The sequence below is a fragment of the Terriglobia bacterium genome (genome assembly GCA_020073495.1).
Classification (GTDB): Bacteria; Acidobacteriota; Terriglobia; order Terriglobales; family Acidobacteriaceae; genus JAIQFD01.
In genome coordinates, this window is record JAIQFD010000003.1 from 639204 (window position 1) to 659486 (window position 20283).

A 20283-nucleotide genomic window follows, 5' to 3' on the forward strand; every position below is an offset into this window, starting at 1 on the left:
CTACCAAAACCCTCTTCAATCAATCCCGTGACGTCGCGTACTCACACAAGGCACTGCGAGCCGCGATCCAGGCCGCGCCGAACGGTCTGCGGGCCCTTGTTCGTCACTTCCTAGCCGCAGGTCGAAGTCTTCGAAGCTGCGGCTGGGAAGTGGCCCTCCTGCGCCAGGAGGGCCGGTGAATGTCTACCAGCTGAAGCGCACCGCCAACTGGATCTGGCGCGGATCGTGCGCCGACTTGATGGTGCCAAAGTCGCCGCTTGGGGTAAAGCCATTGTCGCTGATCGAGCTGATCGGGTTATAGAAGTTGGCGCGGTTGAAAAGATTGAAGAATTCGGCGCGGAGATACAGCTTCTTGTCCTCACCTCCGAGCGTAAAGCCCTTCTGGATGGCAAAGTTCATGTTGACGAAATTCGGGCCGATGAACGCGTTGCGACCGGTACGGCCGATGCAGGCCTGACCTGGGATCGGCATGAAGGTAGATGCATTGTTGGCCACCACCTGCGCCGGGCAGACGTCGCTGAGCAGGAAGATGAACTGGGTGGGGTCGATCGCTCCGTTTGGGTTATCCGTGATTAGGATCTGATTCTGCGGGACTCCCAGCTCGGCGCGCTGCGTGATCCCTCCGGCGATCGGCCCGCCGAAGATGCTGAACGGCTGGCCCGTCTGGGCCGTGAAGATGCCGCTGAATGCCCACATATCCCAGAGCTTGCTGGAGGATTTCGTTTCCCAGACGTAGTCCACGGTCAGGCGGTGGGTGGAATCGAAGTCCGAGCGGCCGTAGTCGTTGGCGAGGAAGTGGAACGGGTCCTGCGGGATGAGGTACGGGCTGGTCAGCACGCGCCCGGCGCCGGTGGTGGTCAAAGCTCCGGTGCTGAAGTCGATGAACGGAAACACCGGCTGGGCGAAGCCTAAGCCCGCAGGGGGCAGTGCCCCCGTGAAGGTACCTAGGAGATTCTGTGTCGGGAAACTCCCGTTCTCCAAGAATTGATATCCCAAGAGCAGGTTGCGAGGAGAAATGGGGAGAGTGGGGTAGATGCCGGTCGAGGAATTGTCGAGCGACTTGGAGTAGCTGTAGGCGACATTCAGGCGCAGGCCGTGCCAGCCGGCCGTCCGTACGCGCGCCATCACCGAGTGATAGTTGGAATCGCCCCGGTTGGTGACAGTGTAGATGGGGAACTGGGACATGTTGTCAAACCACAGGTTGCTCCCGGGGCTGCTGGCGTCGGGACAGGTTGGGCTGCCAACGCCTCCGGTGCAGAGGCGGACGTGGCCCCATTCGTTCGCGTAATTCTGGTCGTACACAACCGGCAAATAATACCCGATCATGCCAACGTATCCGACTTCCGCGGTCACCTTGGGCGAAAGTTGTTGCTGGATCGAGGCGCTGGCTTGCAAGGAATGCGGGGTATTGGAGTGCCCCGTGTCACGCGCGTAGATCGCGAAGGGTTGCTGCATCGAAGCATAGAAGCTGTTCGGATTCACGCCGTCGAGCGTGGTGGCTGCCAGCGCGCCCGCCTGTACGAGGGAGTTCCCGAAGCCGCACTGGTAATTGCCGCCGCAGGCGCCACCGAGCGGGAAACCGGCCTGGCCGCTGAAGCCCTGTCCGATGATTGCATTCGGGGACGTGATCGGCCGGTTGTACATCAACTGCGAGATCTGGCTGATCGGCGCCTGGTCGTAGAAGATGCCGAAGCCGACGCGCACCACGGTGGGGTGGGCGACTTCATCGCCGCGGACATTCCAGGCAATGCCCGCGCGCGGGGCAAAATTCAAGGTGTTGGAACGCGCGGTCTGGTTGTAGCCGTTGGTGCTCGTCGATTTGCAGCCGGTGCCATTGATCCAGGTAGGATTGCCGAAGGAATCCTGCACCGGGAAGCCCCCGAACGCGGCCGTAAGGACGCCCCACGGGGGATCGACAGCCCCGCAAAGATTGCCGTAGGGGTCCTGGACGGCGGTGCCGTTCTGCTGCACCATGCCGTTCGACGCCGGGTCGAAGTTCCAGATGTTGTTGTTGATCTCCCGCGGAACCGAGAAGTACTCGTAGCGGAGACCGTAATTGAAGGTCAGGTTCTTGCGCGCGCGGTAGGTGTCCTGGAGGTAGCCTGCGACCACCCAGGACCTGAACTTGCCGCTGTAGGCGGGGTTGAACTGGGCAAAATCGAAGCTCGGCCGGCGGAAGGCATTGTTGGGACACGCAACGGACCCTACGTTGCAGCTTTCGCTGTCGCTGGTGAACTCGCCGATGTTCCCGGAGTAGATGAGGCCGCGGTTAAAGGCGCCGTTGAACACGTCGTTGTCCAGGTGGCGGAATTCGCCGCCGAATTTGATGTTGTGGTGACCATGGTTCCAGGAGACGTTGTCGGTAACGGAGAAGGTGGAATCGCGGCGCTCGGCCGGTGCCCCCAGCGGCGCGCCCAGGCGCGCAAACGGGAAGCGGGAATCGGACCATGGGAACATGAGGCTCGGGGCGCCGGCGCCGAAGTCCAGCCACCCAGCATAGGCCCCGAGAACTCCCGGCGCGGCACCGCTCGATTGTGTATCAATCCCGTTCAGCAGGATGGTAGGCATCTGCTTGAAGGGCAGACCCAATGTAGTGGCGTCGAAGCTGGCGTCCTGCGCCGATTCGCCCAGGTCGAACCGGCTGTACCCGAAGCGTAATTCATTGATCAGCGTCTTCGTGAAGTTGTGGCTGAAGGACAAGCTCGCGTTGTGGTTCACTGCTTCGCGGAAGGCGCCATTACCCGGATACGAGCCGACCGCGGGCAAGGTGTCGTCATGCAACTGGTTCAGGATCTGGCCCACGTAGCGGAACGTGAAATCGGTGTTCTCCGACTTCTTGAAATCGGTGCGCAAGAGGAAGTTGTGGACGTGGGTGTAGTTCGGTGTCTCGCCCTGGAAGAACTCGAGGACGCCAGGCACCGCGCCCGAACCCAGAGCCTTGATGTTGGACGCCGGGAACAGCTTGAGGATGTTTTGTGCCTGGACGAAGTTGGGATCGGCCGCGCCCAGGCCCGAAGCAAACGGATAGCCATGGTACGTCGTGTCGAAGCTCGATGGAACGCGCTCCAGGATCGGGTTGGGGTTGTCGATGCGCGTGCCTTCGTAGCTGCCGAAGGCGAACCACTTGTCTTTGATCAGGGCGCCGCCCCCACTGGCGCCGAACTGCTTGGAGTCGAACGGCTGCTTGAACTGGTTGTGGTCCTTGAGAATCTGGGCCGGATCGAAGAACGTGTTCAGACCATCGGTGTTGGCCACGCACGTGTTTGCCGGGAAGGCGCCAACGCGGGAGTTTGTGCAATAGCCCGCCGCTTGAGCGTTGGCCACATACTGGTTGTAGCTGAACGGCGTGCGATACTGCGCTGCCGTTGGGTCGAGTACCGGCGCAACGCCCACCGTACCGGCGTAGGCCGCGGCCTTATCAAATGTAGTGCCGTTGTAGAGCGAGAGTGGATTGTCGGCGTTCAGGACGTCGCTGCCGAAGTAGCCATAGACGCTGCCGTGAAAGGCGTTGCCGGCGCGCTTGGTCACCACGTTGACGGTGCCACCCAGGTTGCGACCGTATTCGGCGTTCGCGGTGGAGGAGGTGACGCGGAACTCCTGGATCGAGTCATTGACCTGGAAGGGAATGGCCTGGTTGCTGCTGCTCGCCAGGTTGTCGGTGCCATCCAACAGGAAGTCGTTCTGGCTGGGACGGGCTCCGGCCACGCTGAAGGATGCCCCGGTCAGCGCTGAGCCCTGTTCAGTATCGTGGACATTGGGAGTGATCAGGCCGAGGACGAGGAAGTTCCGGTTATAAAGAGGAAGGGAGCGCAACTGGTCGCCGGTGACCACGCCGCTGACAGCCGAACTGACCGTCTCATTGCGAACCGTGGGCTGCGTCTTGACTGGGCCTGCCGGCTTCGGTGGAGCGCCGGCCGCTACCTCGGGCTGTTCGGTGAGCGGCGGAAGGATCACACGCTCGTCGCCGACGTTGACCGTGATTCCGGTGCGCTGGTCGATCTGCTTGGCGCCATGCTTCGCGGTCACCGTGTAGTTGTCCGCGGGAGGCACCTCCGAGAATGTGTAGGAGCCATCGGAGCCGGTGACGGCGGTTCGCGAAAATCCGAGGGCGCGGTTCTCCAGGATGACGGTGACATCCGGCATCGGATTGCTGCCCGCGTTGTACACGGTCCCGTAAATGACCGCGTTCTGGGATGCCGCGAACAGCGATCCGGCGCAACCCAGAACGAACACGAGAAGTAGAATGGCGCAGCGTGTGTTCCAGCTCATGTCCTCTCCTCCGCTGGATGCGACCGTGGAAGAATTCATCGGTTCCTGGAAGGCTCTCCTGAAGCGAAGCGGCTCCCATGGCGCATCGTTCCTGCTTCCATCTAAGGGTGGGCGATAAGTGTCGCCTCACCATTACTACGCTGGTTACTAAGCCGTTGAATTACTATCACTTTACAATTCAAAAGGCTACTTTCTTTGCCTTCAAATGTTTCAAACCTAGAGCCCTTGACTTTGCGGTCAAGAGTCTGCCGCAGCACGAACACCGGCGGCACGTCGGTTCTTTCGCCTCAGTCGTGGGGGCGGCAGAATTCTGCCACTACTCGACCGGAAAAAACAGGGAAAAATCCCAATCGACCCTACGACGTCACCCCCTCAATCCTCTGTGATTTGCGTCACAGACCCCCCTATGACATGGGGCTAGGGTTGAAGTAGGCCCCACCGCCCGGTGGACGACGAAAGAGGTGGATCATGCTGCGTAGATGGCGTTGCGTGTTCCTCGTGACCTTAGTTGCTGGTCTGCTTGCTACATCGCTGCTCGCCCAGAAGGCCCCCAAAGTGAAATACGACCCCACGACTGAGGTCAAGATCAGCGGCACGATCGAAGAGGTGAAGGAGTTCGAGTGTCCCGTCAGCGGAACCATGGGATTTCATATCGTGCTCCGGTCGGGTGGCCAAACCCAGATCGTGCACGTCGCGGCATCCAAGTTCATGAAGGATTACGAGATCACCTTCGAGAAGGGAGAGCGCATCGACGTGCTTGGCTCGAAGGTCAAGCTGGGGAGCGGTGAGGACGCCATCCTGGCACGGGAGATCACGCGCGGGCAGAACACGTACGCGTTCCGCGACAAGCAGGGCAAACCGCTCTGGTAGCGCCAGAGCCCGGTACCCGAACGGCACGGCTGAGACCGTGCCGATGTTTTTTGGGAGCTCGGCAGCGCGGCCGCCCTCGGAAAAGAGAGTGTGGCAACCTCACCAGTCGGCTTCTCCGGCCGCCGACGTTTCCGCAGCGGCCTGCTCGCGTACGCGTGGCGCCGTAAGCCGCGCGGAGGCCAGGCCGCAAAGCGCGAAAAACAGGGCCGCGTTGGCGGGAATCTGAAGATTAAAGTCCCAGAAGCTGTGCGCGACGATGGCGGTGCACGAAGTCAGCGAGTACAGGGTCACTGCGTCGATGGTGCGGCTCTGGCGGTTGCGCACTTTGCTCAGTCCGGCGCGGTAGAGTGCGAACAGGAACCAAGCGATCACGACCGCGCCCACGATACCCGTCTCCGCGACCAGCTCCGCGTAATCGTTGTGTGCGTGGTTGATGAACAGGCTGGTATAAAAGCTGCGGACCTGCGGGAACACCAGCGGATACGTGCCCAGTCCCCATCCGGTCACGGGCTTGTGCGCGATCAGCCGCACGCTGTCCTTCAGGATCAGGGGGCGCCCCGGTCCCACCAGGTCCTGCTGCCGGGGAACCGAGAATCGCTCCAGGAGCGCGTCGCCACCGAGCCATGCGACGAACGCCAGAAAGACGATGGCTGCCGCCACCGCCGCAAACCCGGTCCTGTGGTGGCGTCGCGCGCTGCTGCGCGGGACCGCTACGGCGGCCAGGAATGCCAACTCGATCAGCATGGCGAGCACACCGCCACGCGATTGCGAGAGGAAGATGGAGGCCATCATCGTCCCTGTGAACAGCCAGAGCAGAACGCGCTTGTTGCCGCGCTGCACGCCGAGCACCGCCATCACCAGGGGCAAGGGAAGCAGCATCTCCATCAGACCGGCATAGTGGCTGTGGTCTACATAAGGACCGTAGGTCCAGCCCCCGAAACGCGGCAGGCGCACCCAGTAGAGTTTGCCCGTCTTGTCGGTGAGCCCCTGCACGATGGCGAACAGCGCGACCAGGAAACCAAAGATCGAGAACCAGTTGGAAAAAAGCTTCAAGTCGCGGTCGCTGCGCAAGGTTTGAACGACAACAAAAAAGATCGCCGCGTAGGCAAGGAACAGCGTGGCGCGGGTGGTCGTGATGTAGCGGTAGGCGGTCATACCAGAGACCAACTGGAAAAGCACCAGCAGCGCCAGCAGCGACATCGGGAGATACAGCGGGTTGTAGCGGATCTTGATGCGCCGCAAGGACACCTGCTTGGCCATCCACACCAGCACCAAAGCCGACGTGCCGATCTCCAGCACGGTGACGGACCAGGGCTCGGTGGCGCCGAAGGCCAGCGGTCCAAAGCTGAGCAGCGCGCACAGGCCGTACACAAGAGTGTTATGCAGCGAAGCAGCATGGCGGCCGGGGCGCGCGGCTGCATCGCGGGCCGCCTGTGCGGCGGGGTCGAGGATGTCCGCGGGCACGCTCATTTGCGCACCACCGAGACTTCGTCAAGCCACATGCGCCCGCGCACGCGCGTCGTCCCCGGCACACGCACGATGCGCAGCATGAGCAGCTTCGTGTCCGCTTCGGTGCGAAATTCACCTCCCACTTCGCGCCACGCGGTCGTGCCGGTGAACTCCGCCGATAGATAGAATTGCTTTCGGGAGTAGCGGTCGATCACGGCGAGCTGAGGGCCGCCCGCGCCCTCCATCCCCTCGGTCTTCACTCGCGCGCCGACGCGGTACTCGGAATTGGGCTCGACGACGATCAACTGGTAGATGCCGGCGTCCTGCACCGCTTCGCCGTCGAAAGCGATCGCAAGCGACCGGCGCCCCTGGTAGGCCTCGCGCTGGTCGATGGCGAGCGCAACGTGCGGATCGGATTGGTAGCGCCACGAGAACCCGCCATTCAGGATGTCTTCTTCGAAACCCCCATTGCTGACCAGGTTGCCGGCCGCGATGTAGCCGCGCAGCGCTTCGTCACGGCGCATGAGCTGGTCCCATGCGGCGCGGGCGCGCCCGACCTCGCCTTCGTCGAGCAGGTACTGGATGTAGGGGAAAGTGGCCTCCGGGGAGACGCTTTGCTTCAGTTCCATCAGTGCCTGCCAGACCTGCGCGGTGGCGTCGGTCTGGCGGCGCTCCATCAGCAACTGGAGGAACATCAGGTACGCCTCGGGGGTGTGCGGCAGGACCTGGTCCGTGACCACGTTCGCATCCTGCGTTGCCCGCCAACTCAATTCGATGGCGCTGCGCGCATCCTCCGGGCTATAGCGGACCGTCATGCCCAGTAGATTCAGGGCGCGGGGGGTGTCCCCAAGCACGAGGTAGTAGTTCGCTGCCTCGCTGGCGATCTGCGGATTGGTGGGATCGGAGGCCAGCGCATTCTCCAATGACTTCCGCGAGTCCTCGGGCTGCGCCATGATCTGCTGGGTGTTGGCAAGATCCAGCCAGTAGCGCGCCGAATACCGATTCAAGCGCGTCGCGGTTCGGTAGTGCTCCAGCGCTGCGGGGAAATCCTGGCGATCGTAGAAAGAGATCCGGCCCAGGATATGGTGATAGGCGGCGTTGAGAGGATCGAGGCGCGCCGCCAGCGCCACGCGCTCCGGGCGCAGCGAGCCGGCCAGCACCTTCGCCGCGTAATCGCCCGCGACCCAGGCCACGAAGAGCGCGATCACGGCGATCCCGGCCGCCAGGAACCGTGTGCGGTGCGAGGCCGACTCCAACGGCCACCGCAGTACCTTATCGGAGGTATCGGCCGCGTTTTCTCGGGGTCGCGAATTCGTCGCCGGGGAAGACACGCTCAGTTGCGCGGATTTTCTTCGTAGTATTGCCCGCCGTACTTGGTGCCGTAGTAGTAGTAGTGGAGGTCGGGGGACTGCAGATCCACCGCGTTGACGACCACGCCCATGATCCTGGCGTTCACCTGGGTCAGGATGTCACGCGCGCGGCGCAGCGCCTCCTTGGTGGTCTGGCCGGAGCGGATCACCAGGATCACCGAGTCCACGTCCACCGAAAGCAGCACGGCGTCGGTGACGCTGAGAGCGGGCGGCGTGTCGATGATGATGTGCTCGAATTTCTCCCGCCACTGCATCAGGTAATTCTTCATCAGCTCGGAGCCGAGCAGTTCGGCCGGGTGCGGCGGAGGGGGGCCCGCCGGCAAGACGAATAGGTTGGGCAACTGCGGCGAGGGGATGACCAGATTCTCGAAGGTGTCGCTGCCCGCCAGCAGGGTGCTCAGGCCGGCGCGCGGTTTCAGGCCCATCTTTTGGTGGATCCCCGGGCGGCGCAGGTCGGCGTCCACCAGGAGGACGCGAGCGCCCTTCTGCGCCAGTACGATGGCGGTATTGATGCTGGTGGTGGTCTTGCCTTCCTGAGGCAGCGCGCTAGTGACCAGGATTACCTTAGGCGGAGCGCCCAGCGAGGAAAGCAGGATGGAGGTGCGCAGCGCGCGGTAGGCCTCGGCGATCTCGGACTTGGGGCGCGAATGCGAAACCAGTTCGATGCCATCGCCGCGTCCGGCAGCCGCCGCCAGCGCCAGGTTGGGGCGGCCGTTGCCCGCCTTCGGAGCCAGCCGCAGGCTCATGGGAATGATGCCCAAGGAGGGCAGAGCCGCGACCTGCGCCACTTGTTCCGGAGTGCGTATGGTGTTGTCGAGCGCTTCCAGGAGATACGCCAGGCCGATGCCGCCGGTCAGGCCCAGCATCAGCGCCAGCGCGATGTTGCGCGGGATGTCTGGCTTGGACGGCGATCTGGGTACCTCCGCCCGATCCACGATGCGGATGTTGCCCGACTTCAGTCCGGCGGCCACGCCGGCTTCCTTCAGTTTCTGCAGAAGACCTTCGTAGAGCTGGCGGTTCGTGTCCACGTCCCGCTTGAGCAGGTTGTACTGGATGGCGCGCTCGTTGAGCTTGTTGGCTTCCTGCTTCTGGCGGTCGAGCGCCACTTGCAGCAATTGCTCGCGCCGCACCGCGGTCTGATAGTCGCGCTGCAGCCGGGAACCTATCTTGGTGTTCTCCTGCTGGATCGAGACTTGCACCTGCGCCAATTGGTTGCTCACCTCCCGGACTTTCGGGTACGAGGGACCGAACTGGGTCATGAGCTGCGCCAGCTGGGTCTTCAGGTCGGCTTCCTGCGATCGCAACTTGTCCATGACCCCGAACTGCTGCCCGGCGCTGGCAATCTCGTAACTGCCGTTCTGAGCCTGCTTGTAGGCGGCCTCTTTCTGGATGCGGTCGCCTTGCGCAATCGTCAACTCTTTATTCAGCTCGTCCAGTTTCTGGGTAATGATGTTTTGCTTCTCGTCGATCCCCAGGATCTCGTTCTGCTTCTGGTATTGGACCAGCTTCTCCTGCGAGGTCTCGACCTTCATCTGCAGGTCGGCCAACTGGCGCTGGAGCCAGTCGGAAGCCTGCATGATGGATTCGTAGCGGGTCTTGAAGTTCTCTTCGATGAAGGTACTGGCCAGGGCGTTGACCACCTGCGCGGCGCGTCCGGGATCGGGACTCAGGAAGCGCACCTCGATCAAGCGCGTGCTGGGGATGGTGGAAATCTTCATGTTGGCCTTGATCTCGTTGGCCAACGTCCGCTCGGCCGCCGGATCGGTGGGCCGCAGGCCGCCCAGCGCGATGGTCCCGTTGCTCTCCTGTCTGCCGGAGCTGTTGCGCGTCTGCGACAGCACGTTGCGCGCGACCAGATTCGCCAGGCTGTCGCTTTGCAGGATCTTCACCTGCGTCTCCAGCCCGACGGTGTAATCCCAATCCTCCGAACTGGAGGAACCGATGTCTTTAAAATTGAGGATCTCGGTGTTTTCGCGGAAGACCGCGATCCGGCCCACGGCTTCGTACATGGGCGTGGTGCGGAAGGTGATGATGATGCCCAGGGTGAGCACGACCAGCAGGGTGGTGATGACGGTCCAGCGGCGCTTGACCAGGATGCGCCAGTAGTCGCCCAGCGAGGGTTCCGACGGGTCCAGCGGCCCATAGCGTGGAAACGATGCTTGTTCGCCGTGATCGTAGCGATCCAGCTCGCCGCCCGGCTTGGTCGGCACCAACTTCCCAGAATCCATCAAAACTCCCTATCGGGGCTGGTCACTCCCATTCACGGCTCTCGCGCCGCGGGCTCGTCGCGCGTCAGAAGAATTGAAGCGATTGTAGCATTGCCTGTTCACCCGCTCGTCCATAAACGTCACTGGCTGGTTACCAAGGTGTTCCCATCCCGGTCCGGCCAAAGCGGGGCACAAATTGTGACCAGCCGTGGCTTGAGTTGCCCCATCCACTGGGAGGCGCCGGGCGCGGTCAGCGAGGAAGTGCGGGAGCTGGCGTCGTGCGTGCTCACCGTTCCCACCGACCAGCGCTACTCGGCCAGCGACATGGAACTTGTGGCAGCGATTCTGAAGGAGAGGTGACTCAGGCTTTGTTTCTTGGCTCCGGCCGGGCGTACGTGACACACTCTTCCTTCGTGTGCCATACCGTCTCGGCTTCGTATCCGCACGACCGCAGCTGCCGCTCTATCGTCTCGTAGGTGTACTTACCGTCCACGAAGTGGTTGGAAGCGATGGCAAACACGGGCTGGAGTTCGCGCAGCACGTGCTGGGCTCCGGCAAAAGCTTTCAGTTCAGCCCCTTCGGCGTTCATCACCACAAGATCGAGACGCTCGAGTCGGAAGCGCTCGGCCACCGCATCAAGAGTGATGGTCCGCTTGGTGGTTTTCGTGGACCCCGGCCCATCCCACAGCGCCGACGATCCGAGCGATCCCCGCTCGCAAAATTCGATGTTGCCGACGCTGTCCCAGAGCGCATCAGCGAGCACCTCGACTTGGCGTAACTCCGGGTTCAGCGCCAGGTTATCCAGGAGGACCCTGCGGTTGATGTCGTCCGGTTCCAGGGCGAGGATTTTTCCGGAAGGTCCGGCCAGGGCCGCCAGTCCCAGCATGACCATTCCGTAGTGCGCGCCCACGTCGATGATGACATCTCCCGGGGCGATCCTGTGCCAGCGCTCGTAGACATCCAGCATCGCGGGGATCCCGTACGGCGCCTGCCGCGTACGGAATTCCGTTCCCGCCATTCGAGTCGTGAAAACATCCGCCGCCTTGGAGAACCGCGCCCGTCCGCGATATTGCAGGTTATAGGCGCGCAGGCGTAGGAATTCCTTCACCGCACCGGACGGCAGCAGAGCCGCCAGGGCACGAGCCAGGGACATGCCGCCAACATATCATCGACCCGCGTCAGTGTGGCAGTCCCGCGCCGAATCGGTTACTTTGGCGCCTGTGCCAGACCTCGTCAGAGTTGCTTTGTTCCATCCCGCCCTGGTCCATGGCGGTATCCAGCGGGTGTTCGTGAACCTGGCGCGCGGCTTTCACGAGCGTGGTCTCCAGGTAGACCTCGTGCAAGCAACGCCGGGCGGCGACTTTCGCTCCGCGGTTCCGTCAGGCATCCGGCTGGTGGATCTGAATGCCCGGAGGGCGCTCACCAGCATTCCCGCGCTGGTGCGCTATCTCCGCCGCGAGCGGCCGCACGTCCTCATCTCCGGCGCAATCCAGACCAACGTCGCTGCCGCCTTGGCGCGACGCATCGCCGCCGTCCCCACTCGCCTGATCATCACCGAGCACAGCAGCATCTCTGCTGTGAAGCAGATCGCCACGACGGCCCGGGGCCGCTTTTCCGACTACTTTGTGCACCATTTCTATCCCTGGGCCGACGCCGTAGTGGCGATCTCGCAGGACGTGGCCGACGACCTTTCTCGTGTCGCGGGACTGCGGCCCCAATCTATCCGTGTCATTCCTACGCCTCTACTTACGCCGGAGCTGCTCGAAAAGGCTCACCGACCGGTGGAGCACCCGTGGTTTGGACCCGGCGAGCCTCCTGTTGTTCTGTCCGCAGGCCGGTTGAATGTCGCCAAGGACTACCCGACACTCGTTCGCGCGTTTCATCGGATGCGACCCACCCGTCCATCGCGGCTCGTGCTCCTGGGTGAAGGAGAAGAACTCGGACGTCTTCAGAGTCTGATCTGTGAGCTGGGACTGGAGAAGGATGTGCTGCTGCCGGGAAGTGTTTTGAACCCACATCCTTACATGGCCGCCGCCGGGGTTTTCGTCCTCTCCTCGACCAGCGAGGGCCTTCCCGCTGTCCTCGTCGAAGCCTTGGCTGTGGGCTGCCCGGTCGTATCAACAGACAGTGGATCTGGAGTGCGCGACATTCTGGGGAACGGAGCCCTCGGCCGAATCGTGCCGGTCGGAGACGTGGCCCGCCTGGCAGAGGCGATCCTCGCCGCGTTAAAGGAGCCGCGCCAACCTATTCCACCCGACGCGCTGAAACGGTTTGATTACCTCGCGGTCGCGGACCTTTACCGCAAATTAATGGAGTCGCTCGCCCCGCGTGGCTAACGGTCCCCAGCCGGGCTAGAAACGCCGGATGGGCCGCATCGGATTATCTTCAGGCTATCGGGGCCGCAGTTGAAAAGCAGATCGATGACCGACAGGTGGGATACAAAATCCTTTTGTCTGCGCTGAGGATAGGTGGGATGGGTGAACTGGTGGATCGTCACCTCGATCCGCGCTTCGCGAAAGATGGTCTCATCGAGGTAGCCGCCAGCGGTCTGACCGGCCAGGTAGGTGTTCGCGCCGGTCTTCCGGCAAATGTCCAGGAGAAGCTGGCTGCTGGCTCCAGCGACACCTAGTTCCGAGGCGCGCACCATCTCGGTCCGGACCCCTAGAGCCGAAGCAAGATAGCGGATGATCTCCAGGTTCAACTCGGCAAGAAGCTTCCAGGTTCGGGAATAGAGTTCCTCGAAAAAACCTGCGTGGTCCGAGAAGAAAGAGTGGTTCGCGTAAGCCATACGTAACGACTTCCCGCACTTGATCCGCCACTCATGTTGTTGGCTGATCTCAGTCTCGGCGATTGTGCTTGAGGTGTGGCCTTTCGAAACCACGGGCACCGTCAGCCACATCGGGCCGTTCGCCCCCAAGATCCGATTACGGTTCTGGAAGTAGTTCTTCCGGTATTGGACATTGTCCAACAGGACGAGCAGGTCGGCTTGGTCCATCTTGTTGAAGAATCCCAGCCACGGCAGATGCTCGGGCTGATGGATCGTGACCTTCAAGGGCGCCACTCGAAGCGGGCTGCCTCGAATGCCTCGGCGTACTTGACTCCCATCTCGAAGCCGCGGAGACGCGAGCGTGATTCCACGGCCTCGATCCATGCGTCGCCATACTTGCGGTACTGGGAAGCGTGCGCCCGCATCGATTCGAGCTTCTGTTCGATGAAATCGGAGATGTCTACGTAGAACTGCGGGCGAAATCCGACGTACGACCGCCCGGAGGGCATCATCGGCTCGTACATCAGAATGGATCGGTAGTAACGCGCCGCCGACAGGGTGGATAACGCGGTGTTATGGTGGGCTTGGTGCGTGTCGAAAGGCCAGTGGGTGAAGATCACGTCGGTCTTGGAGCGATTCAGGTGTGCCTCGATCGCTTCCACCACCGTCGAGTGGTAGGGGACGTCCTTGGTTGGGAAGTCCAGCACCTCGATGTCTTGCACGCCGAGGACGGCGGCCGCTTCGCGTCCTTCCTGGATGGCTTCCTCACGAGTGCGCAGCACCTTGCCATCGTAGTTAGCGTAGGCCGAGTCGGACAGCACGAGGAAGCGCACGCCGTGACCGGCCCGTACGCTGCGCGCGATCATTCCGCCGCACGCGATCTCGATATCGTCCAGATGGGCACCAATGACAGTGATGTTCATGCCTTGCTCCGGACTGGCTGAGTCGAAAGATGTCTGATCATTCTGTAATAGGGATGTCCTGCCACCGTGATCTGCTCCACCACCGAGAACGCGGCGCGCTCATAGAACGACACAGCACGGTCGTTGCCGGCCGCGACGGAGAGGGTGATTCCCGCCGCATGCCGCTCGTTGCCGCCTCCCGCGAGCTCATCCAAGAGCCGCCGGCCCAGCCCGCTGCTGCGCTGGGCCTCGGCGACGGCGAAGCGGTGAATATGCATCAGGTCGCCTTTCCGCGAAGCGATCAGAAAACCGCAAACCGCATTTTCGTCGAGCACCACGCGGCTGAGCTCCCACTTTTCCGGCAGCTCCAGGAGGAATTGCGATTCACCCCAGGATTCGTGCGAGTACGCCGTCCCAAGACGGTTGCGTACCTCGCGATCCAAAGCGGTCAGCTCAGACAGTCGCTGGAGTGCCAAGGATTTTGTGAGCGGGAAAACTAACACGATTGCTTCTCGAGCTTGGCATCATAACCCAGCACCGCTCGATACGCCGAAGCATACAAGTCAGCGGTACGCTCGATAGTAAATTCCTGTGCGCGACGCCCGCCTGCCCGGCACAGCTGCTCGCGCCGCTCCGGAGAGCGCAGGATGGAATTGATCTCGGCCGCCAGCCGCTTTTCGTTTCCCGCCGGAACCAGGACGCCCGCGCCGGCCACCACCGAGGCGAGTCCGGGGACCGTGCTGGCCACGACGGGGATGCCGGCCGCCATGGCTTCCAGCGCCGCCAGGCCAAAACCCTCGAAGCGCGACGGCTGTACGTACAGATCAGCCATTTTGAGCAACTGAGGCACGTCGGCGCGCCGTCCCAGGAAGTGAACTCGCTCCGCGATTCCCAACTTGCGCGCCAGATCTTCGGCTTCCGGCCGGAGCGGTCCTTCGCCGATGAGCACCAGGTGCGCGTCGGGGACCCGCATCATGGCCCGCAGCAAACACGTATGGTTCTTCTGCGGCTCGAAGCGCCCGACGTTGACTACGACCGGCGCGTCACACCCCACGACATCTTTCTTGCACGCGGGCGTGGCCTCACGGAAGCGCGCCGCATCCACTCCGTTGGGGATGACCTGAAGATTGCGCGCGGTCTCCGGCACCCACTCGCGCAGGACGTTTGCGGTCGCCTCGCTGATACAGATCACCTTGCGGTACTGCCGGAACATCCAGCGATCCACGGCATGGAAGCTGCGTTTCTGGCGGCGGCTGTTGAGCGTGCTGTGCTCGGTCGTGACCAGTGGCGCCTTCGTCCGGGCTAACTTCGCCGCCATCGCCACCCACAACTGTGCCGGGAAGAGGTGGACCTGGATCAGGTCATATCCGGGGAGCAGCTTCGCGAGCGCCCGCACCTGCGATAACGAGTAGATCTCCCCGCCGCCGGTGGGGAACACGCGGATGCCGGCCTGGGAAAGCTCCTGCTCCAGCGGGCTTCCGGTGGTGCGCAGGACCGCGATGTCCACCTCCAGGCCGCTCTTCTGCCAGCGCAGGGCGAGGTCGCGGAGCAACACTTCCGCCCCGCCCAGTTGCAGAGAGTCGATGACCTGGAGGATGCGCATTCGCTTGGTCGAGTGGACCGAGTCGTCTGAGGTGCATTCTACAATGAAAAAAGCGGCGCCCACGCCGAATGGCGATGCGCTCATTTCAACGCCCCGCGCCCGGTTCTGCGCCGGAGCTGTAGTAACCTATAACCACTCTCGACATGCCAACCCCCGACTACGCGATGTCCCGCGCGGCGAACGCCGGACATGCACCGGCAATGGAATGGGCCGGCACGGGCGCGCTGTCCACGGCGCGGCTCGACCCTCGCTACTCCCTGGTGAGCAAGGGTGTGGGCCTGGTCGTGTTCCTGCTGGCCCCGCTGTGGATCAGCGCGCTGTTCTTCGCCGGCGATTATGAATATTCGTCGGCGATCGGCCTCATCCCGCTGCTGGTGCTCCTCAACATCGGGCTGGTGTTGGGCGTTTCCAGGCGCGATCCGTTCCTCCGCATCACCATGCTGGCAGCCACGGTGCTCAAAGTGGCGGGCGCGGGCATGGCGCTGCTCGTGTCCTTTCGCGTTTATGAGACCGGCGCCGACGCCCTGCACTACTTCACCGTGGGGCAGAATCTGGCGAACGGTTTCTGGGCGCGCGGCGAGTGGCCCCTGATGCTGCCCCTGTGGAGCACGACGCTGATCAACACCTTGTCGGCCTACCTGGTCATGATCATCGGGCCTTCGATACCGGCTCTGTTCGTGCTGTTTGCGTTTTTTGCGCTCTGGGGAGGGTACTTTTTCTATCGCGCGTTCTGCCTCGCGTTTCCCAACGGGAATCGGGGCGCGGCAGCCCTCCTCCTGTTCTTTCTTCCTTCGATCGTGTACTGGACGGCGTGCATCGGCAAAGACGCCGTCATCGCGCTCTTCCTCGGGATCGCTGCATATGGATTTGCCAAGATGCGCCTGCGCCCTGGCGCGCGCTCGTACCTTGTTCTTGGCGCCGGCCTGCTGGGCGTCATGGCCATCCGGCCGCACGTGGCGGCGATGCTGGGAGTCTCGCTGGTGATCCCGTACCTGCTGGCGCGCAACCGCCGCGGGCTCGTGGGCGGCCTGTACAAAGTGGCGGGCTTGCTGATTCTGGGCGCAGGGTCCGCGTTCCTGGTTTCTCAGGCCCAGGACTTCCTCCAGATCAGCGACTTCAAGAAAGCGTCGACGACGATCGAGAACATCACCTCCAAGACGCGCCTGGGCGGCTCCGCTTTTGGCCAGACAAGTTCCTTGCCGGCTCGCGCCGCCATGGCGCCCTTCCTGCTTTTCCGGCCGCTTCCCTGGGAGGCCCACAACCTGCAGTCGGCCATCGCCTCGCTCGAGGGCCTGGCGCTCCTGTTCCTGCTCTGGCGCAATCGGAATGGAGTGCTGAGGCTGGTGCGCAGGTGGCGCGCGAACACGTACGTGCTGTTCATCGTGCTCTTTGCCGGCGAGTTCTGCATCACGTTCAGCGCGGCGGCGAGTAACTTCGGTACGTTGAGCCGCATGCGGGTCATGCTGCTGCCGTTCGCGCTGATGCTACTGTGCGCGCCGCCGGCGGTGGCACACGCTGCCGTGCGGCCGGGGCAGGTCCGGCGTCGGTTCCGGCGCGCCCCACTTACGGAGACACGCTGATGTGCGGGATTGCGGGGTTCTGGGACACCTCGGCCCGCACGTCGCATCGGGACCTGGAAGCCACGGTGGTGCGCATGACTGCCACCATCGAGCACCGCGGCCCCGACGACTCCGGCGCGTGGGCAGATGCGGACGCCGGGATCGCGCTTGGGGCGCGGCGTCTCGCCATCATCGATCTGTCGCCCGCCGGACACCAGCCGATGCTCTCCGCCAGCGGCCGTTACGTGATCGCGTTCAATGGCGAGATCTATAACTTCGAGGATCTGCGGAGCGAACTCTCCGAGGTCCCCTTTCGCGGACATTCCGACACCGAGGTCATCCTGGCGGCGTTCGACATGTGGGGAGTTCCCGCCGCGCTGCCGCGATTCAACGGCATGTTCGCCATGGCCGTCTGGGATCGGGCGGAGCGCCAGCTTTACCTGGCGCGCGACCGCTTCGGAGAGAAGCCTTTGTACTACGGCTGGATGGGCTCGACGCTCTTGTTTGGCAGCGAGCTCAAGGCGCTGCGCGCCCATCCCGCTTTCGCAGGCAGGCTTGACCGCGGCGCCCTCGCCCTGTACGTGCGGCACAACTGCATCCCCGCGCCCTATTCCATCTATGAGGGTGTCCGCAAGCTGCCGCCGGCGAGCTGCATGCGGGTCGATGCCGCGGGCGATGCTACAGCGAGGACGTACGCGTACTGGAACCTGCGCGAGGTCGCCGAACGCGGCAGCGTCGATTCCTTCCGCGGGACCATGGACGACGCGGTCGAGCAGCTGGACGTCCTGCTGCGCGCGGCGGTGCGCCTGCGCATGGTCTCCGACGTCCCGCTGGGCGCCTTCCTCTCCGGTGGCATCGATTCTTCAACGGTCGTGGCCCTCATGCAAGCGCAGAGCAGCCGCCCCGTCCGCACCTTCTCCATCGGCTTGTATGAGAGCTCCTACAACGAGGCCGAGGACGCGCACGCCGTCGCCCAGCACCTGCACACGGAGCACACCGAACTCTACATCACGCCGCAGGAGGCGATGGGCCTCATCCCGCAACTGCCCGGGACATACGACGAGCCGTTCTCGGATTCCTCCCAGATCCCAACGTTTCTGGTTTCGCGCCTGGCGCGGCGGCACGTCACCGTGGCCCTTTCCGGCGATGCCGGCGATGAAGTCTTCGGCGGGTACAACCGCTATACCTGGACCGAACGACTGTGGCGGCGCGTGGGCTGGATGGCGCAACCGGTCCGGCGCGCCCTGGCCGAGGCCATCACGTCAGTTTCGCCGCAACGCTGGGAGAGATTGTTTAACACGCTCGACCCGGTTCTTCCCGGCGCCTGGAAACATCGGCTGCCCGGCTTCAAGGTTCACAAGATGGCCGCGGTGCTCGATGCCGCGGACCTGGAAGAGATCTATGTGCGTTTCGCCTCCCACTGGCTCGATCCTGCCGGCATCGTTCTTGGAGCGACGGAGCCGGCGACGCTCATCACCGACCGGGAACAATGGGCGGAGGTCCCGAGTTTCACGCAGCAGATGATGTTCCTGGATTCTGTCTCCTACCTGCCGGACGACATTTTGGTCAAACTCGACCGGGCCAGCATGGCAGTCAGCCTGGAGGCGCGCGTGCCCATGCTGGATCCGAACCTGGTCGAATTCGCGTGGTCGCTGCCGCTGGAAATGAAGGTGGAGCGGGGCGAGAGCAAACGCGTGTTGCGTAATCTGCTGGCGCGCTATCTACCGCGTGCCGTCTTCGAGCGGCCGAAGATGGGATTTGGCGTTCCCCTCGATGGGTGGCTCCGCGGTCCGCTACGGGATTGGTCGGAGGCCCTGCTGGACGAGCGGCGCCTGCGGAGCGAAGGATTCTTCGATCCGCGTCCCATCCGCGAGAAATGGGACGAGCACCTCGCCGGGCGCCACTGGGAATTCCATCTCTGGGACATCCTCATGTTCCAAGCCTGGCTGGAGACGACGGGAAAGCAATCGCTGGCTGTTCCTCCGGCCACGCCCGCCGCGGTCGCCAGGACGTCGTAAGCACGATGGCCGGGCTGCGCATCGTCCATGCTGTGACCTCACCGCTGACACTGGCGCTGATGCGCGGACAACTCTCGTACTTGCGGCGTGCAGGATTCCAGGTCACCGCAATCTCCGCACCCGGTGAACAAGTGGAACGGTTGCGCGTCGAAGAGGACGTGGAGACGGCCGCGGTCTCCATGCAGCGCGAGATTGCGCCGCTCAGCGACCTGGCTGCCTTGTGGCGCCATTACCGTCTGCTGCGCCGCCTGCGACCGCACATCGTCAATTTCAGCACTCCGAAGGCGGGCCTGCTGGTGGGCGTGGCTGCTTGGCTGGCGGGCGTGCCCTGCCGCGTGCACACGCTGCGCGGGCTGCGCTCCGAAACCGCCACCGGTCTCAAGCGCCGGGTGCTTCTGTTCGCCGAGCGGATCTCCTGCCGCACAGCGCACCGCGTCATCTGCAACAGCCCAAGCCTTCGCGAGAGGGCGATCCTGCTGGGCCTGACGGATGCAAAGCGCTCGCTGGTGCTGGGGAAGGGAAGCAGCAACGGCGTGGACAGCTCGCGATTTCAGCCTTCCGGCGAGTTGCTGCGCCGAGCTGCGGAGCTCAAAGCGAACCTTGAGATCCCCCCCGGTGCGCCTGTCGTCGGCTTCGTCGGCCGGCTGACTCGCGATAAAGGGATCTCTGAGCTAATCCTCGCCTATGACGTGCTGCGGTCCCGCTACCCGGGGCTACGCCTGCTGCTCATCGGCGACAAGGAACAGGGCGACCCGCTGCCCGCCTCCACCAACGATCGTCTCGACCGCGATCCGCAGATCATCTGCACCGGCTCGGTTCCCGATGCGGCGCCGTATTACGCGCTCATGACCGTCTACGCACTCCCCACACATCGTGAAGGTTTCCCCAACAGCGTGTTGGAGGCGCAGGCCGCCGGGCTGCCGGTAGTCACAACTCGCGCGACCGGCGCGGTGGACTCGGTGGTGGACGGGGTCACGGGAATCCTTGTGCCTCCAGGCGACGCCGGCGCACTTGCGCAGGCTCTCGGTCGCTTGCTGGAGAACCGCGACCTGGCCGCTCGCATGGGCGCAGCTGGACGCGAACGCGTTGCCCGCGATTTCCAACCCGCCGCGGTTTGGGACTCTTTGCTTGTCGTCTATCGAGAACTGCTGAGCGAGCGCGGCATCGCCGGGGCGGAGGACCGCGTCGCACCCAGGCGGTGACCTCTATCGTCCTTTCACTCGGGGTAGAATTGCGCTATGCCGAAAGCCCAGGACGCCGGCGGGGAGA

At 63.3% G+C, this 20283-nt stretch carries 15 protein-coding genes; 6 read left to right on the forward strand and 9 right to left on the reverse strand.

The window, feature by feature from the left end; translation table 11 throughout:
* Window positions 1–183: 183 nt before the first annotated feature.
* On the reverse strand, window positions 184–4269 hold the full coding sequence (locus LAN37_10160) for a TonB-dependent receptor (GenBank protein ID MBZ5647574.1): 4086 nt from the start codon (window positions 4267–4269) through the stop codon (window positions 184–186).
* Window positions 4270–4737: 468 nt separating this feature from the next.
* Between LAN37_10160 and LAN37_10165 the strand changes: the two genes are divergently transcribed.
* Window positions 4738–5139: a hypothetical protein gene (locus LAN37_10165; GenBank protein MBZ5647575.1), complete on the forward strand. Its 402-nt coding sequence runs from the start codon at window positions 4738–4740 to the stop codon at window positions 5137–5139.
* A 99-nt stretch (window positions 5140–5238) separates the two neighbouring features.
* Here LAN37_10165 and LAN37_10170 read toward each other — a convergent pair whose 3' ends face one another.
* The 3 genes from LAN37_10170 to LAN37_10180 all read right to left on the reverse strand — a co-directional run bounded on the left by LAN37_10170 (window position 5239) and on the right by LAN37_10180 (window position 10186).
* Complete coding sequence (locus tag LAN37_10170) at window positions 5239–6609, reverse strand: O-antigen ligase family protein (GenBank protein ID MBZ5647576.1); 1371 nt, start codon at window positions 6607–6609, stop codon at window positions 5239–5241.
* Window positions 6606–7844 (reverse strand): carbohydrate binding domain-containing protein, encoded by a 1239-nt coding sequence (locus tag LAN37_10175; protein MBZ5647577.1) that lies wholly within the window; start codon window positions 7842–7844, stop codon window positions 6606–6608. Before LAN37_10175 ends, LAN37_10170 begins: the two co-directional genes overlap by 4 nt.
* A gap of 77 nt (window positions 7845–7921) precedes the next feature.
* On the reverse strand, window positions 7922–10186 hold the full coding sequence (locus LAN37_10180; GenBank protein MBZ5647578.1) for a polysaccharide biosynthesis tyrosine autokinase: 2265 nt from the start codon (window positions 10184–10186) through the stop codon (window positions 7922–7924).
* Between the two features lie 177 nt (window positions 10187–10363).
* Here LAN37_10180 and LAN37_10185 point away from each other — a divergent pair, with 177 nt between their 5' ends.
* Window positions 10364–10525, forward strand: coding sequence for a hypothetical protein (locus LAN37_10185; protein MBZ5647579.1), 162 nt, complete (start codon window positions 10364–10366; stop codon window positions 10523–10525).
* A 1-nt stretch (window position 10526) separates the two neighbouring features.
* On the opposite strand, the gene LAN37_10190 is transcribed toward LAN37_10185, so the two are convergent.
* Window positions 10527–11318, reverse strand: a complete 792-nt coding sequence (locus LAN37_10190; protein MBZ5647580.1) for an FkbM family methyltransferase — start codon at window positions 11316–11318, stop codon at window positions 10527–10529.
* Here LAN37_10190 and LAN37_10195 point away from each other — a divergent pair.
* Window positions 11317–12501, forward strand: a complete 1185-nt coding sequence (locus LAN37_10195) for a glycosyltransferase (GenBank protein ID MBZ5647581.1) — start codon at window positions 11317–11319, stop codon at window positions 12499–12501. The genes LAN37_10190 and LAN37_10195 overlap by 2 nt on opposite strands.
* On the opposite strand, the gene LAN37_10200 is transcribed toward LAN37_10195, so the two are convergent.
* From LAN37_10200 to LAN37_10215, 4 genes are read right to left on the reverse strand one after another with little or no spacing between them, the layout of a single operon-like run.
* Complete coding sequence (locus tag LAN37_10200; GenBank protein MBZ5647582.1) at window positions 12498–13217, reverse strand: WbqC family protein; 720 nt, start codon at window positions 13215–13217, stop codon at window positions 12498–12500. The genes LAN37_10195 and LAN37_10200 overlap by 4 nt on opposite strands.
* Window positions 13214–13855 carry a PIG-L family deacetylase gene (locus LAN37_10205; protein ID MBZ5647583.1) on the reverse strand — a complete coding sequence of 214 codons (642 nt, stop codon included), beginning with the start codon at window positions 13853–13855 and terminating at the stop codon, window positions 13214–13216. The genes LAN37_10200 and LAN37_10205 overlap by 4 nt, the downstream gene beginning before the upstream one ends.
* Window positions 13852–14310: a GNAT family N-acetyltransferase gene (locus LAN37_10210; protein MBZ5647584.1), complete on the reverse strand. Its 459-nt coding sequence runs from the start codon at window positions 14308–14310 to the stop codon at window positions 13852–13854. The genes LAN37_10205 and LAN37_10210 overlap by 4 nt, the downstream gene beginning before the upstream one ends.
* A gap of 20 nt (window positions 14311–14330) precedes the next feature.
* Window positions 14331–15521 carry a glycosyltransferase gene (locus LAN37_10215; GenBank protein MBZ5647585.1) on the reverse strand — a complete coding sequence of 397 codons (1191 nt, stop codon included), beginning with the start codon at window positions 15519–15521 and terminating at the stop codon, window positions 14331–14333.
* Window positions 15522–15580: 59 nt separating this feature from the next.
* Between LAN37_10215 and LAN37_10220 the strand changes: the two genes are divergently transcribed.
* The 3 genes from LAN37_10220 to LAN37_10230 are packed head-to-tail and all read left to right on the forward strand — an operon-like array spanning window position 15581 to window position 20216.
* Complete coding sequence (locus LAN37_10220) at window positions 15581–17017, forward strand: hypothetical protein (GenBank protein MBZ5647586.1); 1437 nt, start codon at window positions 15581–15583, stop codon at window positions 17015–17017.
* On the forward strand, window positions 17017–19014 hold the full coding sequence (gene asnB / locus LAN37_10225; GenBank protein MBZ5647587.1) for an asparagine synthase (glutamine-hydrolyzing): 1998 nt from the start codon (window positions 17017–17019) through the stop codon (window positions 19012–19014). Before LAN37_10220 ends, asnB begins: the two co-directional genes overlap by 1 nt.
* A 5-nt stretch (window positions 19015–19019) precedes the next feature.
* Window positions 19020–20216, forward strand: coding sequence for a glycosyltransferase family 4 protein (locus LAN37_10230; GenBank protein MBZ5647588.1), 1197 nt, complete (start codon window positions 19020–19022; stop codon window positions 20214–20216).
* The last annotated feature ends 67 nt before the right edge of the window (window positions 20217–20283 follow it).

Bases quoted from the DNA above. Each gene is read 5' to 3' on its own strand.
- LAN37_10215 (MBZ5647585.1), bottom strand. From the start codon at position 15,521: ATGAGCGCATCGCCATTCGGCGTGGGCGCCGCTTTTTTCATTGTAGAA.
- LAN37_10230 (MBZ5647588.1), top strand. From the start codon at position 19,020: ATGGCCGGGCTGCGCATCGTCCATGCTGTGACCTCACCGCTGACACTG.
- LAN37_10180 (MBZ5647578.1), bottom strand. From the start codon at position 10,186: ATGGATTCTGGGAAGTTGGTGCCGACCAAGCCGGGCGGCGAGCTGGAT.
- LAN37_10205 (MBZ5647583.1), bottom strand. From the start codon at position 13,855: ATGAACATCACTGTCATTGGTGCCCATCTGGACGATATCGAGATCGCG.
- LAN37_10195 (MBZ5647581.1), top strand. From the start codon at position 11,317: ATGCCGCCAACATATCATCGACCCGCGTCAGTGTGGCAGTCCCGCGCC.
- asnB (MBZ5647587.1), top strand. From the start codon at position 17,017: ATGTGCGGGATTGCGGGGTTCTGGGACACCTCGGCCCGCACGTCGCAT.
- LAN37_10160 (MBZ5647574.1), bottom strand. From the start codon at position 4,269: ATGAGCTGGAACACACGCTGCGCCATTCTACTTCTCGTGTTCGTTCTG.
- LAN37_10190 (MBZ5647580.1), bottom strand. From the start codon at position 11,318: ATGTCCCTGGCTCGTGCCCTGGCGGCTCTGCTGCCGTCCGGTGCGGTG.
- LAN37_10220 (MBZ5647586.1), top strand. From the start codon at position 15,581: ATGCCAACCCCCGACTACGCGATGTCCCGCGCGGCGAACGCCGGACAT.
- LAN37_10165 (MBZ5647575.1), top strand. From the start codon at position 4,738: ATGCTGCGTAGATGGCGTTGCGTGTTCCTCGTGACCTTAGTTGCTGGT.
- LAN37_10170 (MBZ5647576.1), bottom strand. From the start codon at position 6,609: ATGAGCGTGCCCGCGGACATCCTCGACCCCGCCGCACAGGCGGCCCGC.